The sequence below is a fragment of the Massilia atriviolacea genome (assembly GCF_003953935.1).
GTDB lineage: Bacteria > Pseudomonadota > Gammaproteobacteria > Burkholderiales > Burkholderiaceae_D > Telluria_A > Telluria_A atriviolacea.
Map to the genome: position 1 here is coordinate 101,319 of NZ_RXLQ01000006.1, position 14,547 is coordinate 115,865.

A 14,547-nucleotide genomic window follows, 5' to 3' on the forward strand; every position below is an offset into this window, starting at 1 on the left:
ATAATCACGGTATGCAAAATCTCCTCCATAACCTCAATCCCGAACAACTCGCCGCCGTCACCCTGCCGCCGCAGAGCGCCCTGATTCTCGCGGGCGCCGGCTCCGGCAAGACGCGCGTGCTGACCACCCGCATCGCCTGGCTGATCCAGACCGGCCAGGTGTCGCCGGCCGGGATCATGGCGGTGACGTTTACCAACAAGGCCGCCAAGGAAATGCTGACCCGCCTCTCGGCCATGCTGCCGGTGAGTACGCGCGGCATGTGGATCGGCACCTTCCACGGCCTGTGCAACCGCTTCCTGCGCACCCATTACCGCGACGCCGCGCTGCCGCAAACCTTCCAGATCCTCGATTCCCAGGATCAGTTGTCGATGATTAAACGTTTGCTGAAAGCGAACAATATCGACGACGAAAAGTATCCGGCCAAGAATCTGATGTATTTCATCAACAACGCCAAGGACCAGGGCTTGCGCGCCAACCGGGTCGAGGCGCACGACCCGATCGAACGCAAGATGGTCGAGTTGTACGAGCTGTACGACAACCAGTGCCAGCGCGAAGGCGTTGTCGATTTTGCCGAACTGCTGCTGCGCGCCTACGAACTGCTGCAACGCAACCAGCCGCTGCGCGAGCACTACCAGGCGCGCTTCAAGCACATCCTGGTCGACGAGTTCCAGGATACCAACGACCTGCAATACAACCTGCTCAAGCTGCTGGCGGGGCAGGGCCAGCAAGTGGCCGGCGCGCTGTTCGCCGTGGGTGACGACGACCAGAGCATTTATGCCTTCCGCGGCGCCAACGTCGGCAACATGAGCGCTTTCGAGCGCGAATTCCGGGTCCAGAACCTCATCAAGCTCGAGCAGAACTACCGCTCGCACGGCCACATCCTCGACAGCGCCAACCACCTGATCGCCAACAACAGCAACCGCCTCGGCAAGAACCTGCGCACCGACGCCGGCCATGGCGAGCCGGTGCGCATCTACGAAGCCTCGTCCGACCTGGAAGAAGCGCAGTGGATCATCGAAGAAGCCAAGAGCCTGATGGCCGAGGGCGCGCTGCGCAGCGAAATCGCGATCCTGTACCGCTCGAATGCGCAGTCGCGCGTGATCGAGCACGCCCTGTTCGCGGCCGGCCTGCCGTACACCGTCTACGGCGGCCAGCGCTACTTCCAGCGCGCCGAGGTCAAGCACGCGATCGCCTACCTGCAGCTGATGGACAATCCGCACAACGATTCGGCCTTCCTGCGGGTGGTGAACTTCCCCACGCGCGGCATCGGCATGCGCTCGATCGAGGCGCTGCAGATGGCCGCCGAACAGCATGGCATTTCGCTGTACGCGGCGGTGCCTTACGTGGCGGGCAAGGCCGGTTCCTCGCTGGGCGGTTTCGTCAAGTTGATCGAAGGCGCCCGCTTCGAGACCCAGCAGCTGGCGCTGCCCGAGATGGTGCGCGTGGTGCTGGAAGCGAGCGGCCTGCTGCAGCACTACCAGAACGAAAAAGAAGGCGCCGACCGCATCGAGAACCTGGAGCAGATGGTCAATGCGGCTACCCAGTTCGTGCAGGAAGAGGGCTTCGGCCAGGGCGCGCCGGCCTACCTCGGTCCCAAGACCCACGCCAGCGTGGGCGAACTGCTGGTCGAGGGCGACGGCGTCGAGGTCATCGAGGCCGACACGCCGCTCAACATCGTCATGTCGCCGCTGTCGGCGTTCCTCTCGCACGCCTCGCTCGAAGCGGGCGACGCCCAGGCCCAGGCCGGGCAGGATGCGCTGCAGCTGATGACGGTGCACTCGGCCAAGGGCCTGGAATTCGACGCGGTCTTCATCACCGGCCTGGAAGAAGGCCTGTTCCCGCACGAGAGCAGCTCGCGCGAGATGGATGGCGTCGACGAAGAACGGCGCCTGATGTACGTGGCCATCACGCGCGCCAGGAAGCGCCTGTACATGAGTTTTACGCAGACGCGCATGCTGCACGGCCAGACCCGCTACAACATGAAATCGCGCTTCTTCGACGAGCTGCCCGAGGAGGCGCTCAAGTGGCTGTCGCCGCGCGTGCAGTCGCACTGGTTCGGGAACAAAAAATCGGCCTGGGACGACGCCAAGTTCACGGGCGGTTCGGACAACAGGATCGCCCAGCAGATCGCGCAGAAAGCGGCCAGCAACGGCCCCGGATGGCGCATCGGCGAATCGGTGGCGCATGCCAAGTTCGGCGAAGGGGTGATCGTCAATATCGAAGGCGGCGGCAGCAATGCGCGCGCCCAGATCAACTTCGGCAAGGCCGGCATGAAGGTGCTCGACCTGTCGGTGGCCAAGCTGGAACGGGTCGGGCGCTGAGCGTGCGCGGCGGCGCACCGTGCGCCGCCGCCATGCGGCTTATTTGAGGGCCGCTTCCTTCTGCAACAGCGAGGGATCGCCGAAGATCTGGCGGTAGGCGGCAAAGATCGCGCACTGCAGCAGCAGCACGAACTGCAGCATCAGCCACAGGATGGCAATCTGCCCGCCCTTGCTTTTGCCCAGCACCATCCCCACCACCAGCGAGGCGCCGACGAACATGGCGACCCACGCCATCAGCATCAGCGCGAACGGGCGGATCGCCCCGAAGATACCGAACACGCTGTAGAAGGTCGCCTTGCCCGGCTTCATCTGCTGCCAGTAGGCCAGTGCCGGCGCGAAGCACATCAGCAGCAGCGCCGCGCCCTGCAGCAGGCCGGCCAGCAGCACGACCTGCATGTCGGCCGGGCTGATCTGCAATGTCCCGCGCTGGGCCAGCGGCACGCTCATCTGCTTGATGAATTCCGGCGAGATCATGAACGCCGGAATCAAACCCAGCACGATCGAGATCAGCAGGTAAATCAGGCCCAGCTTGCACAGGCGGGCCAGGGCCGGCGGCCGGAAGCCGGTCAGCAGCACGCCCGGCGCGACCGGCTGGTCCTGTCCGATCAGGTTACAGGCCTGCATGATCGCCATGCTGAACGAGGGAATCAGCACCATGGTCAGGATTTGCCCCAGGAAGGGTATCGTGGCCAGGGTCAGGCTCATCAGCAAAGTGGCGAACAGCAGCATCGTGAGGATGGCCGGCTGCTTGCGGAACAGGGCGAAGCCCTGCTTGATCCAGTGCCATCCGGTGATCGCGGGCAGGCGGCTCATGCGAACAATCCCGGGGCGGGGGTGGCGATGCGCTCGCGCAGGATGCGCTCGAAATGGGTCGGGTCGTGCGGAGTCAGCATTTCGGCCGCGCGCGGCAGGTAGAGGTCGTACAGGCGCGAGAGCCAGAAACGCAGGGCGGCGGCGCGCAGCATCGGCTGCCAGGCGGCCTGCTCGTCGGCCGTGAACGGGCGCAGCGCGTGGTAGGCGTCGAGCAGGGCGCGCACGCGGGCCGGGTCGAGCACGCCGGTACCGGTGTCGATGCACCAGTCGTTGACGGTGACGGCCACATCGAACAGCCAGGTGTCGCAGCCGGCGAAATAGAAATCGAAGAAGCCGGTCAGGCGCTCGCCGACGAACATCACATTATTGCGGAACAGGTCGGCGTGGACCGGACCGCGTTCGAGGCGGTGATAATGGTCGCAGGCCGCAAACGCGGTCTGGAAATGCATCTCGGCGCGCAGCAGATGGGCGTTGCGTTGGTCGAGGAAGGGCAGGACCAGCGGCGTGGTGTCGTTCCACCAGTCGAGGCCGCGCAAGTTCGGCTGCCGCAGCGGAAAATCGCGTCCGGCCAGGTGCATCTTCGCCAGCATCTGCCCGACGGCGGCGCAATGGACCGGCTGCGGCGCCATCTGCGAACTGCCTTCGAGTTTGCTGACGATGGCGGCCGGCTTGCCGTGCAGGGGCACCACCAGCTCGCCGTCCTGGTCCGGTACCGGGGCCGGCACCAGCACCCCGCGCTCGGCCAGGTGGCGCATCAGCTGCAGATAGAAGGGCAACTGCGCGAACGTCAGATTCTCGAAAATCGTCAGCACGTACTCGCCGCGTTCCGTATCGATGAAAAAATTACTGTTTTCGATGCCGGAACTGATCCCTCTGATGGCGATGGCATTTCCTAGTGGAAACTTCTTCAACAACAAAGTCAGGTCATCCAGGGTGACCGCGGTAAAAACTGCCATGTGAAAGCGAAGGGTAAGGTAAGTCGATCGAAATGAGCGCCCGCGCGCGAACGGCAGGGCGCGGGCGGGTGGTGCGGATTACTTGGCTGGCGCGGGCGGCGGGACCGGTGCGGCTTCGGTCTCGGCGGCGGCTTCGCTGGCGGCTTTTTTCTTCTTGTTCAGGTCGAATTCACCGACCTGCCATTGCGGGCCGCGCAGGGCGGAGCCGTTGGCATCGAGGCCGGAACTGCCGGCGGCGGGGTTGGTGCCCTTCATCGTATAGCTGCTCTTGCCGGATTTCACTTTCACTTCCGTGGTGCGGCCGTTTTCGCGTTTTTCGCTGATTTTCGGCTCATTCGCGCGCGGGGTGGCGATGGCGGGGGCGAGGTTGCTGTCGTCGAGGCGTTCGAGCTTCGGCGGCGCGTCGCTCGGCTTGGATTGCTGGGCGCCGGCGAGGTTCGCCGAAGCGAGCAGTGCCAGGGCCAGGAAAGTACGGAAAGAAGAAGTGCGCAGCATGATAGGGTCGCCTTTTGAACGTGTAGTCCATTGTAACAAACCGCCGCCCCGCCTGTGGAAACACATCGTACCATCACCAAAATTCCTACCCCTCCCTTCCTCTCCCCCTACAACCGGGGTCAGAGCTTTAACTTGCAACAATACCGCTGAGATACGGCATATCGGTTCAACACTGCGCTCAATCGGTGTTTTGGCGGGAAAGCGCCGTCAAAAAGCAGCGCAATCGGTTCAAATCCCGTTCGCACGATGCAAAATGTTGCAAGTTAAAGCTCTGACCCCGGTTTGAAGTTCCAGAATGTTGCAAGTTAAAGCTCTGACCCCGGTTGGAAGCTCGGTTTGGCGGGGGGAAGTTGCTGGCCGGAGCTCAGGTCCCGGTTCGGCTTCGGGGCGGACGTGCTTTCTGCGATAATGGCCGCTACGCTGCCGCGCCCTTTTTGTCGCGGCTCAACCTCATTTTTGGCACTATGCAAAATACCCTGCTGTTAGTCGACGGTTCCAGTTATCTGTACCGTGCGTTTCATGCCCTGCCCGATCTGCGCAGCCCGGACGGCCATCCCACCGGCGCCATGCATGGCATGGTCAATATGCTGCGCCGCTTGCGCCAGGATTATCCGGCCGCCTATATCGCTTGCGTGTTCGATGCCAAGGGCAAGACCTTTCGCGACGATATGTATCCGGAATATAAGGCCACGCGCGCGTCCATGCCGGACGACCTGCGCCTGCAAATCGAACCGATCCACGAGGTGGTGCGCCACATGGGCTGGCCGATCCTGATGGTCGACGGGGTCGAGGCGGACGATGTCATCGGCACGCTCTCGGTCCAGGCCTCCAGCCTGGGCATGAATACCGTCGTCTCCACCGGCGACAAGGACCTGGCGCAGCTGGTCAACGACAAGGTCACCCTGATCAATACGATGAGCAACGAGAAGCTCGACGAAGCCGGCGTGCTGGCCAAGTTCGGCGTGCCGCCCAAGCGCATCATCGATTACCTGACCCTGATCGGCGACACCGTCGATAACATCCCGGGCGTGGCCAAGTGCGGCCCCAAGACCGCCCTCAAGTGGCTGGCGCTGCACGACAGCCTCGATGGCGTGATCGCCAACGCCGCATCCATCGGCGGCGCGGTGGGCGAGAACCTGCGCCAGGCGCTCCCCTGGCTGCCGCAGGGCCGCGCCCTGATCACCGTCAAGACCGATTGCGACCTGGCCGCGCACATGGTGTCGATCGCCGACACCCTGGTGGCGCAGCCTGAAAACAAGGAGGGCCTGAAAGCCTTCTTCGAGCGCTATGGCTTCAAGACCTTGCTGCGCGAAGTGCTCCAGCGCGACGACGAGGGCGCCCCGCGCGCGCTGCTCAACTCCCCCGAGGGCGACCTGTTCCCCGGCGCGGTGGTGCCGGTCATGCGCGGCGAGTACGAGACCGTCGTCACCGAGGAAAGCCTGGAGCGCTGGCTGGCCCTGATCGACAAGGCCGAACTGACCTCGGTCGACACCGAAACCACCTCGCTCGATCCGCTCACGGCGCAGATGGTCGGCATTTCGCTGTCGGTCGAAGCGGGCAAGGGCGCCTACATCCCGCTGGCGCACCGCTACGCGGGCGTACCCGAACAGTTGAACCGCGAGGCGGTCCTGGCGCGCATGAAGCCCTGGCTGGAAGACGCGTCCAGGCCGAAGCTGGGCCAGAACCTCAAGTACGACAGCCACATCTTCGCCAACCACGGCGTGACCTTGCGCGGGATCGTGCACGACACCCTGCTCGAATCGTATGTGTTCGAGTCGCACAAGCCGCACGACATGGACAGCATGGCCCTGCGCCACCTGGGCTACACCACGATTCCCTTCACCGACGTGTGCGGCAAGGGCGCGGGCCAGATCTGCTTCGACCAGGTCGACCTGGAGCGCGCGACCGAATACGCGGCCGAGGATTCCGACATCACCCTGCGCCTGCACCAGGCCATGAAGGGCCATGTCGAGAGCGACGAGAAGCTCAATTTCATCTACCGCCAGATCGAATTGCCCACCTCGGTGGTGCTGCACAAGATCGAGCGCAACGGGGTGCTGATCGATAGCGAGCTGCTGAACCTGCAGTCGGGCGAACTCGGTGCGCGCATCATGGAGCTCGAACAGAAAGCCTACGAGCTGGCCGGCGGTCCGTTCAACCTCGGATCGCCCAAGCAGATCGGCGAGATCTTCTTCGGCAAGCTGCAGCTGCCGGTGGTCAAAAAGACCCCGAGCGGCGCGCCCTCGACCGACGAGGAAGTGCTGCAGAAGCTGGCCGAAGACTATCCGCTGCCGAAAATCCTGCTCGACTACCGCGGCATGTCCAAGCTCAAGTCGACCTACACCGACAAGCTGCCCAAGATGGTCAACCGCGAGACCGGCCGCGTGCACACAAATTACGCGCAGGCCGTCGCCGTGACCGGGCGCCTCTCGTCCAACGAGCCGAACCTGCAGAACATCCCGGTGCGCACGGCCGAAGGGCGGCGCATCCGCGAAGCCTTCGTCGCCGGTCCCGGCAACGTGATCGTGTCGGCCGACTATTCGCAGATCGAGCTGCGCATCATGGCCCATATTTCGGAAGACGCGGCCATGCTGCGCGCCTTTGCCGAGGGCGAGGATATCCACCGCGCCACCGCCGCCGAGATCTTCGGCGTGGCGCCGGCCGAGGTGCAGAGCGAGCAGCGGCGCTACGCCAAGGTGATCAATTTCGGCCTGATCTACGGCATGAGCGCCTTCGGCCTGGCCGCCAACCTGGGCATCGAACGGGCGGCGGCGCAAAGCTATATCGACAAGTACTTCGCGCGCTTTTCGGGCGTGCGCCAGTACATGGAAGACACGCGCATGCAGGCCAAGGCGCGCGGCTACGTGGAAACCGTGTTCGGACGGCGCCTCTGGCTGCCCGAGATCAATTCGCCGAACGGCCCGCGCCGCCAGGGTGCGGAACGGGCCGCGATCAACGCGCCGATGCAGGGCACGGCGGCCGACCTGATCAAGCTGGCCATGATCGCGGTGCAGGACTGGCTCGAAGCCGACGCCCTGGGCACGCGCATGATCATGCAGGTGCACGACGAACTGGTGCTCGAAGTGCCGCAGGCGGAACTGGAGCTGGTCAAGGCCAGGCTGCCGCAGCTGATGGCGGGCGTGGCGGCCCTGAAAGTGCCGCTGCTGGCCGAAGTGGGTATCGGCAAGAACTGGGAAGAGGCACACTAGGAGCGGGCGCCATCATCAATCGATCCGGCTACTGAGCGCGAACGCGGCCGATGCCGACGCCGGCTGGTCCGGCGTGGCCTTGGCGCCTGCGCGCAAGAGGGATGCGCGCGACCTGACCGACGGCGCGCCCGCTACGCCCGGTTCGGTCGGCGTGCCGGCCGGGCGCGATGTCCACGCCATCGGCACGTGTCCGCCAGCCCGATCCGGCCCCATCGGCGCCGGACTGGGCAGCCGATGCCACGGAGCGGTACAATGCCCGGCTTGCGACAGTCGCAAGCGTTGTTCAAGAGGCTACAAAATCGATCCGACCCTCATTTCCATCCTGCTGGCAACGACCATCGGGGGTGTGCTCAGCATTTCCGCCGCTGCCGTGTTTTCGTTCGCCTTGCTGTCGAAGATGGTCGAGCGCATGGTCAGCCTGTCGGTCGGGATCATGCTGTCGACCTCGCTCCTGCACGCCTTGCCGGAAGCCTTCAAGTCGGGCGTCGACCCGCGCAATCTGTTCGCCACCTTGCTGGCGGGCTTGCTGACATTTTTCATGCTGGAAAAGTTCGCCATCCTGCGCCATTCGCACCATCACGAAGGCGATGGCCACCACCATGCCCACGGGCACGACAAGCGCGAGGCGGGCAAGGCCGGCTGGATGATCCTGCTCGGCGACGGCATGCACAACTTTACCGACGGCATCCTGATCGCCGCCGCCTTCATGGCCAATCCGGAACTGGGCATCGTGACCGGGCTGGCCATCATCGCCCATGAAATCCCGCAGGAAATCGGCGACTTCATCGTCCTGCTCAATGCCGGCTTTTCGCGCACCCGCGCCTACCTGTTCAACCTGCTGTGCAGCCTCATGGCCGTGGCCGGCGGATTGCTCGGTTATTTCACCCTGGACAGTGCCAGCGGCTTGATTCCGTATGTGCTGGTGTTCGCTTCCTCGGGCTTTTTGTATATTGCGGTCAGCGATTTAATGCCGCAAATGCAACGCCGCGCCACCGTGCGCGAATCCATTCCGCAAGTCTTGCTGATCGGCGTGGGCGTGCTGATCGTCCTGTTCCTCACCAACGGCTAATCGGGCGCGCAGCGGCATCGATTGCCGCTGGCGCTTCTTTTTATTCCGCTCCGGATATCGAATTTCCTCCTGTTATATCGCTCAGGCCGGAATACGCAGGGCCTTTAGCCCCGCTCAAGTCCGCGCTATTGTTTAGCCCGCCAGCCTCTTTATACTGAACCCTGATGCAGCAATCCGGTGAATCGAGACCACCTTTTGCCTCGTAGCCAGTTTAGGAGGATATATGGCTGAAATCGTCCTGTTTGAACACGCCAATTATCACGGTGCTCATAAACATTTATTCGGTTCGGAAACGAATCTGAATGCGCCCGATGATAATTTTTTCAATGACAAGGTTTCCTCGTTTGTCATCCTGTCTGGCCGCTGGCAGTTCTATCGCGATGCCAATTTCCAGGGGCCGGCCTCGCAGGTTTTCGGCCCGGGCCGCTATAACTGGGTCGAAGCGGTGAACGTGCCGAACGATTCCATTTCATCGGTCAGGCTGTTGTAAGTGCAATAGCCCGAGCTGGCGGCGAGCGCCATGGCGCTGTACCGGCCACGTTTGCCGCCCTTATCCGCTAAGGAGGATTTATGGCTGAAGTCGTGTTATACCAACATATCGATTTTCGGGGCCGCGAGAAACATTTGTACGGTTCGGAACCGAATCTGAATGCGCGCGACGATAATTTTTTCAACGATAAAGTATCGTCATTCGTCGTGGTCTCGGGGCGCTGGAAGTTTTATCGCGACAGCAATTATCGCGGGCCGGCATCGCGGGTATTCGGGCCGGGACGCTATTCCTGGGTCGAAGCGGTGGATATTCCGAACGATTCCATCTCGTCGGTGCGCCTGATGTCGGCCTGATCCACGGCCGCATCCATGACAAGCGCGGTAGCCAACAAGATCAAGCGCTTGTCATCAAGCTGTCATATCCGTATGCGAGGCTGTGCGCATACAATAACAACAAGGAAGAAAGAAAACATGCTCGGTCATGTCGTCACCCGCATCAACACCTTGCGCGCCGCCCGGGTCGGCCGCCACTCGCCATACAAGGCCGCAATGGCCGACCTTCCCGCCACGCTCTACCCCTTCTGGAAACGCACGGCGCAGCACGAATTCAAAGGCATCCCGCAGGATGCCTTTTTTTTCGCCCGCGCGGCCGAGGGCCTGATGGCGTTTTTCGACTGCGTGCGCGACAGCAGCCTGCCGTGCGCCTTGCCGTCGATGGCGGCCGACTCGGTGTGGCACGCCTGGATGCGCCTCTCGCCCACGGGCCTGAATGCCTTTTGCCGCCAGCACTTCGGGCGCGTCATCGCGCACGTGGAGGCGCCCGAGATGAGCGGCGGCATGGGGCGCGCACTAGCCGTCTGCCTGGTGCGCGCGCGCCGCATCGAGCGCATGCCGGCGGCCGGCCCCAACCTGCCGCGCCTGTTCGCCCTGGACCGCATGCTGGCCATGCCGGGCGCTTGCGGCTACCTGCTGTTCAACGGCCAGGTCGCCTCGCTCGCCCTCGACGAGCGCGGACGCGCGGCGGGCGTGCCGGCCTGTGTCGAGAGCCTCAGTGCCGAGCAGTTGCTGGCGGCCGGCTTGATCGGCGAGAGCGAATACCGGCCGCACGCGCGCAAGGCGCGCATCAAGGGCGATCGCGGCACCGGCGGGCGCTACGCGCCTTGCGGCAGCGGCGCCTACGAGGGCGCAAGCGAAGCCGCGTGCGACAGTGCGTGCGGCAGCGGCGGCTGCGGCGGTGGCGGCGACTGAGCCGCCCGCGCCCTTATGCTCCCTTCGCCACGGGGCGCGCCGGATCGGCGCACCACTCGCTCCACGAGCCCGGATACAGCGCGGCGCCCGGCAAGCCGGCCACTTCCAGCGCCAGCAGGTTGTGGCAGGCGGTCACGCCCGAGCCGCACTGCATGATGGCGTCCTGCGGATTGCCCACCAGCGGCGCCAGTTCGGCCTTCAGCTGCGCCGCCTCCTTGAAGCGCCCGTCCGGCGCCAGGTTATCCTTGAAGAAGTGATTCTTCGCCCCCGGAATATGCCCGCCCACCGGGTCGATGGTCTCGTTCTCGCCGCGGAAGCGGTCGGCCGCGCGCGCATCGAGCACCACGCGCTTGCCGCCCCCGATATGATCGAGTACGTCGGCCGCCGACACGGTGGTCACCAGCGCGGCGCGCTCGCCGATCGCGCCGCTGCGGTGCGCCGGGATGTCGGTCGACAGCGCCAGTCCGGCCGCCTGCCAGGCCGCCAGCCCGCCATCGAGCACGGCCGCCGCCGGATGGCCGACCCAGCGCAGCATCCACCACAGGCGCGCCGCGAACATGCCGCCGTGCGCATCGTAGGCCACCACCTGGCTTTCGTCGTCGATGCCCCAGCTGCGCAAGGTGGCGATCAGGTCGGCCTTGAGCGGCAGCGGATGGCGGCCGCGAAACGCGCCGTCGGCCGCGCGCCTGGCGCCCGACAGCTCGGTTTCGATATCGGCGAACACGGCGTGCGGCAGGTGGCCGGCGGCGTATGCCTCGCGGCCGGCGGACAGGTTCATCAGGTCATGGCGGCAGTCGACGATGACCCACGATGGGTTGTCGATATGGCCGGCCAGGTCGGCTGCGGAAATCAGTGTCGTGTACATGGCGTCCTTTAAAGTTCGCTTGCGATGGGATCGGTCTTGCTGACGGCGGCGCCGCGCGGCGTGCTTTGGGTATTGTAAAACGTCGCGGCGATGCCCGACACAAGAATCACCGCCATCCCCAGCCACACGTACCAGGTAAACCGGTCGCCCCACAACAGCATGCCCCACAGGCTGGAGAACACGATGCCGGTGTACTGCAGGTTGGCCACCACCAGCACCTTGCCGATGCGGTAGGCGCGCGTCATGGCGATCTGCGCGAACAGGGCCGACACGCCGATGGCCAGCAGCAGGCCGGCGCCGTGCAGGCTATGCGCGGTCAATAGCGGCACGCCGGCGGGGCGTCCTTCCAGCAGGGTGCCGGCCAGGCCGGCGACCGCCGTCATGGCCGAAAAATAGAACACCACGCGGAACTCCGGCTCGCCCAGCTGGCCGAGGCGGCGCACCTGCATGTAGGCCATCGCCGATACCACGCTCGACATCAGGCCGACCAGGCCGCCGACCCACTGGTTGGCCGCGATGGCCGGCTGCAGCACCAGGGTCACGCCGACGAAGCTCATGATCACGGCCAGCACCAGCGGCCACTCGACGTGGTCCCTGGCACGCCACCAGCCGGCGCAGAACAGCCAGGCGGCGATCCAGATCGGCGCCATGTAGTTGAGGGTGACGGCGGTGGCCAGCGGCAGCCTGCCGATCGCGAAAAACCACATCCAGAGCGACACCACGCCGACCACACTGCGCCACAGGTGGCCCTTGACGAACATGGTGCGCAGGCTCAGGCCCTGGTGCCAGACCATGACGAGCAGCATGACGCTGCCGATCAGGCCACGGTACATGACGATTTCGGAGGTGGAGTAGGTGCCGGAGGCCAGTTTCACTGCCGCGCCCATGGCGGCGAAGGCGAAGCTGGCGAATAACATCCATAAAGCTGCTGCCATGGGTTCCTCAGGTGTTGGCGCGCGCGGCGGCGGCGCGCTTGTCGGTGACGGTATTGTAGAAGGTGGCGGCCAGGCTGGAGGCGAGGATCAGCGCCATGCCGAGCCAGACGTGCCAGTCGAACAGGTCGTGCCAGATCAGGATGCCCCACAGGCTGGAAAACACGATGCCGGTGTACTGCAGGTTGGCCACCACCAGCACCTTGCCGGTGCGCCAGGCGCGCGTGAGCGCCATTTGCGCGAACACGCCGGAGGCGCCGATGAACAGCAGCAGGGCGGCTCCCCGCAGCGAATGCGCATGCCAGGCGGCGCCGTCGGGCGATCCGCCCGGCAGCAGGCTGCCGGCCGCGCCGGCCGCGATGTTCACCGCCAAAAAGTAAAAGACGACGCGGTATTCCGGCTCGCCGGCGCGGCTCAGGCGCCGCACCATGGTGTAGGCCATGGCGGCCAGCATGCCGGACAACAGCGCCATCAGCGCGCCGAACCACTGTTGCGCCTCGAAGGCCGGGCGCAGGGCCAGCAGCACGCCGCCGAAACTGACGCCGATGGCGGCCAGCAGGGGCAGGGCGATGCGCTCCTTGCCGCGCCACCAGGCCAGGCCGATCATCGCCACCGCGGTCCAGATGGGCGACATGTAATTGAGGGTGACGGCGGTGGCCAGCGGCAGCTTGGTGGCCGCGTAGAACCACATCCACAGCGAGACCACGCCGATGGCCCCGCGCCACAGGTGTCCGGGCAGGTGGTCCGTGCCCAGCTTGCCGCCCTGCTGGCGGATGAACAAATACAGCAGGACGATCCCGACCAGGCCCCGGTAGAACACGATTTCGGCCACCGAATACTCGCTCGAAGCGAGTTTGACGGCCGCGCCCATGAGCGAGAACAGGAAGCTCGCCAGCAGGATCCAGAGCGCGGCCACGGAGTCGGCGCCTACAGCGCCAGGTTACTGCGGTACCACTCGTGGAAGTGCTGCATGCCGTCTTCCATCGGCGACTGGTAGGGGCCGACCTCGTTGACGCCGCGCGCCAGCAGGATGCGGCGGCCGGCATCCATGCGCATGCCGATTTCGTCGTCTTCCACGCAGGTCTCGAAGTAGGCGGCGCGTTCGGCCTCGATGAAGTCGCGCTCGAACAGCACGATCTCTTCGGGGTAGTAGAACTCGACCACGTTGCGCGTCTTTTGCGGGCCGTCCGGCCACAGGGTCGAGACGATCAGCACGTGCGGATACCATTCGACCATGATGTTCGGGTACAGCGTGAACCAGATCGCGCCTTTGTCGGGCGGCACGCCGCCACGGAACTTGAGCACCTGTTCCTGCCAGCGCTGGTAGATGGGCGAACCGGCCTTGCCCAGGCCGCGGTTCACGCCGACCGTCTGCACGCTGTAATCGCGCCCGAACTCCCAGCGCAGGTCGTCGCAGCTGACAAAGCCGCCCAGGCCCGCGTGGAAGGGCTCGACGTGGTAATCCTCCAAGTAGACTTCGATGAAGGTCTTCCAGTTGTAATTACAGGTCTGCACCTCGACGTGGTCGAACATATAGCCCGAAAAATCGAAGTCCTTCGCCACCGACAGGTCCTTGAGCTTGTCCATGACGTTGTAGCCGTTCTGTTCGAACAGCAAGCCGTTCCACTCCTGGAGCGGGGTCTTGGACAGGTTCAGGCACGGCGTTTCGGGGAAGTGCGGCGCACCGATCAGCTCACCCTTGAGGTCGTAAGTCCAGCGATGCAGCGGGCAGACGATATTGTTCGCATTGCCGCGCCCGTTGAACATCAGCGCCTGGCGGTGGCGGCAGACGTTCGACAGGACCTCGATCCCGTTTCCGTTGCGCACCAGCATGCGGCCCTCATTCTCGGAAGCGAGCGTGGCAAAGTCGCCCGTGTCGGGCACCATCAGCGTATGGCCGACATAGCGCGGGCCATGCTGGAACAAGTGCTGCATTTCGCGCTGTAACAGCGCTTCATCAAAGTAAGCATCTACCGGAAGCTGCGCGCACGAACGCGCCAGCTTGGCGTGGGTAGCCAGATCGGACATCCCAACCCCCCATTTATATGTGCATCAGCCAAAGAAGAGAAAGAATCCAAAGACCAGTATTTTTAAGTGCGGAATACGGTATTTCGGACAGAACCGGCGATTATAGCGCGGAACAGGCCCTA

The 14,547-nt window shown here is 64.3% G+C and carries 14 protein-coding genes; 6 read left to right on the plus strand and 8 right to left on the minus strand.

Features of this window, described 5'->3' with window-relative positions:
• Positions 1-11 precede the first annotated feature (11 nt).
• Complete coding sequence (locus EJB06_RS12760; RefSeq protein WP_126074409.1) at positions 12-2,321, plus strand: UvrD-helicase domain-containing protein; 2,310 nt, start codon at positions 12-14, stop codon at positions 2,319-2,321.
• 39 nt (positions 2,322-2,360) lie between these two features.
• Here the strand turns inward: EJB06_RS12760 and EJB06_RS12765 are convergent, their stop codons facing one another.
• The 3 genes from EJB06_RS12765 to EJB06_RS12775 form a co-directional block, all read right to left on the minus strand.
• On the minus strand, positions 2,361-3,134 hold the full coding sequence (locus tag EJB06_RS12765) for a BPSS1780 family membrane protein (RefSeq protein WP_126074410.1): 774 nt from the start codon (positions 3,132-3,134) through the stop codon (positions 2,361-2,363).
• The gene (locus tag EJB06_RS12770) at positions 3,131-4,090 is read right to left on the minus strand and encodes a homoserine kinase (protein WP_126074411.1); all 960 of its coding nucleotides are present in this window, start codon (positions 4,088-4,090) and stop codon (positions 3,131-3,133) included. The genes EJB06_RS12765 and EJB06_RS12770 overlap by 4 nt, the downstream gene beginning before the upstream one ends.
• A gap of 78 nt (positions 4,091-4,168) precedes the next feature.
• Complete coding sequence (locus EJB06_RS12775) at positions 4,169-4,585, minus strand: hypothetical protein (protein WP_126074412.1); 417 nt, start codon at positions 4,583-4,585, stop codon at positions 4,169-4,171.
• A gap of 464 nt (positions 4,586-5,049) precedes the next feature.
• On the opposite strand from EJB06_RS12775, the gene polA reads away from it, so the two are divergent.
• Entirely contained in the window at positions 5,050-7,794 is a 2,745-nt protein-coding gene (gene polA, locus EJB06_RS12780) for a DNA polymerase I (protein WP_126074413.1), read from the plus strand.
• A 15-nt stretch (positions 7,795-7,809) separates the two neighbouring features.
• On the opposite strand, the gene EJB06_RS31850 is transcribed toward polA, so the two are convergent.
• Complete coding sequence (locus EJB06_RS31850; protein ID WP_164557903.1) at positions 7,810-7,974, minus strand: hypothetical protein; 165 nt, start codon at positions 7,972-7,974, stop codon at positions 7,810-7,812.
• A 142-nt stretch (positions 7,975-8,116) separates the two neighbouring features.
• Between EJB06_RS31850 and EJB06_RS12785 the strand changes: the two genes are divergently transcribed.
• The 4 genes from EJB06_RS12785 (at position 8,117) to EJB06_RS12800 (ending at position 10,600) form a co-directional block, all read left to right on the plus strand.
• Positions 8,117-8,863: a ZIP family metal transporter gene (locus EJB06_RS12785; RefSeq protein ID WP_198420832.1), complete on the plus strand. Its 747-nt coding sequence runs from the start codon at positions 8,117-8,119 to the stop codon at positions 8,861-8,863.
• Between the two features lie 223 nt (positions 8,864-9,086).
• Positions 9,087-9,353 (plus strand): beta/gamma crystallin-related protein, encoded by a 267-nt coding sequence (locus tag EJB06_RS12790; protein ID WP_126074414.1) that lies wholly within the window; start codon positions 9,087-9,089, stop codon positions 9,351-9,353.
• A gap of 80 nt (positions 9,354-9,433) precedes the next feature.
• Positions 9,434-9,706: a beta/gamma crystallin-related protein gene (locus tag EJB06_RS12795; RefSeq protein WP_126074415.1), complete on the plus strand. Its 273-nt coding sequence runs from the start codon at positions 9,434-9,436 to the stop codon at positions 9,704-9,706.
• A gap of 117 nt (positions 9,707-9,823) precedes the next feature.
• The gene (locus EJB06_RS12800; RefSeq protein WP_126074416.1) at positions 9,824-10,600 is read left to right on the plus strand and encodes a UCP032817 domain-containing protein; all 777 of its coding nucleotides are present in this window, start codon (positions 9,824-9,826) and stop codon (positions 10,598-10,600) included.
• Between the two features lie 13 nt (positions 10,601-10,613).
• On the opposite strand, the gene EJB06_RS12805 is transcribed toward EJB06_RS12800, so the two are convergent.
• Genes EJB06_RS12805 through EJB06_RS12820 form a run of 4 tightly spaced genes read right to left on the minus strand, consistent with a single transcriptional unit; the run spans position 10,614 to position 14,425 of the window.
• The gene (locus EJB06_RS12805; protein ID WP_126074417.1) at positions 10,614-11,465 is read right to left on the minus strand and encodes a sulfurtransferase; all 852 of its coding nucleotides are present in this window, start codon (positions 11,463-11,465) and stop codon (positions 10,614-10,616) included.
• Positions 11,466-11,473: 8 nt separating this feature from the next.
• Complete coding sequence (locus EJB06_RS12810; protein ID WP_229427057.1) at positions 11,474-12,400, minus strand: DMT family transporter; 927 nt, start codon at positions 12,398-12,400, stop codon at positions 11,474-11,476.
• A gap of 7 nt (positions 12,401-12,407) precedes the next feature.
• Positions 12,408-13,313, minus strand: a complete 906-nt coding sequence (locus EJB06_RS12815; RefSeq protein ID WP_126074418.1) for a DMT family transporter — start codon at positions 13,311-13,313, stop codon at positions 12,408-12,410.
• An 11-nt stretch (positions 13,314-13,324) separates the two neighbouring features.
• Complete coding sequence (locus tag EJB06_RS12820; RefSeq protein WP_126074419.1) at positions 13,325-14,425, minus strand: aromatic ring-hydroxylating oxygenase subunit alpha; 1,101 nt, start codon at positions 14,423-14,425, stop codon at positions 13,325-13,327.
• Positions 14,426-14,547: the final 122 nt, after the last annotated feature.

Excerpts from the sequence above, each read along its gene's own strand:
- EJB06_RS12805 (WP_126074417.1), bottom strand. The coding sequence starts at position 11,465 with ATGTACACGACACTGATTTCCGCAGCCGACCTGGCCGGCCATATCGAC.
- EJB06_RS12790 (WP_126074414.1), top strand. The coding sequence starts at position 9,087 with ATGGCTGAAATCGTCCTGTTTGAACACGCCAATTATCACGGTGCTCAT.
- EJB06_RS12760 (WP_126074409.1), top strand. The coding sequence starts at position 12 with ATGCAAAATCTCCTCCATAACCTCAATCCCGAACAACTCGCCGCCGTC.
- EJB06_RS12800 (WP_126074416.1), top strand. The coding sequence starts at position 9,824 with ATGCTCGGTCATGTCGTCACCCGCATCAACACCTTGCGCGCCGCCCGG.
- EJB06_RS12810 (WP_229427057.1), bottom strand. The coding sequence starts at position 12,400 with ATGGCAGCAGCTTTATGGATGTTATTCGCCAGCTTCGCCTTCGCCGCC.
- EJB06_RS12765 (WP_126074410.1), bottom strand. The coding sequence starts at position 3,134 with ATGAGCCGCCTGCCCGCGATCACCGGATGGCACTGGATCAAGCAGGGC.
- EJB06_RS31850 (WP_164557903.1), bottom strand. The coding sequence starts at position 7,974 with ATGGCGTGGACATCGCGCCCGGCCGGCACGCCGACCGAACCGGGCGTA.
- EJB06_RS12775 (WP_126074412.1), bottom strand. The coding sequence starts at position 4,585 with ATGCTGCGCACTTCTTCTTTCCGTACTTTCCTGGCCCTGGCACTGCTC.
- EJB06_RS12795 (WP_126074415.1), top strand. The coding sequence starts at position 9,434 with ATGGCTGAAGTCGTGTTATACCAACATATCGATTTTCGGGGCCGCGAG.
- EJB06_RS12820 (WP_126074419.1), bottom strand. The coding sequence starts at position 14,425 with ATGTCCGATCTGGCTACCCACGCCAAGCTGGCGCGTTCGTGCGCGCAG.
- EJB06_RS12770 (WP_126074411.1), bottom strand. The coding sequence starts at position 4,090 with ATGGCAGTTTTTACCGCGGTCACCCTGGATGACCTGACTTTGTTGTTG.
- polA (WP_126074413.1), top strand. The coding sequence starts at position 5,050 with ATGCAAAATACCCTGCTGTTAGTCGACGGTTCCAGTTATCTGTACCGT.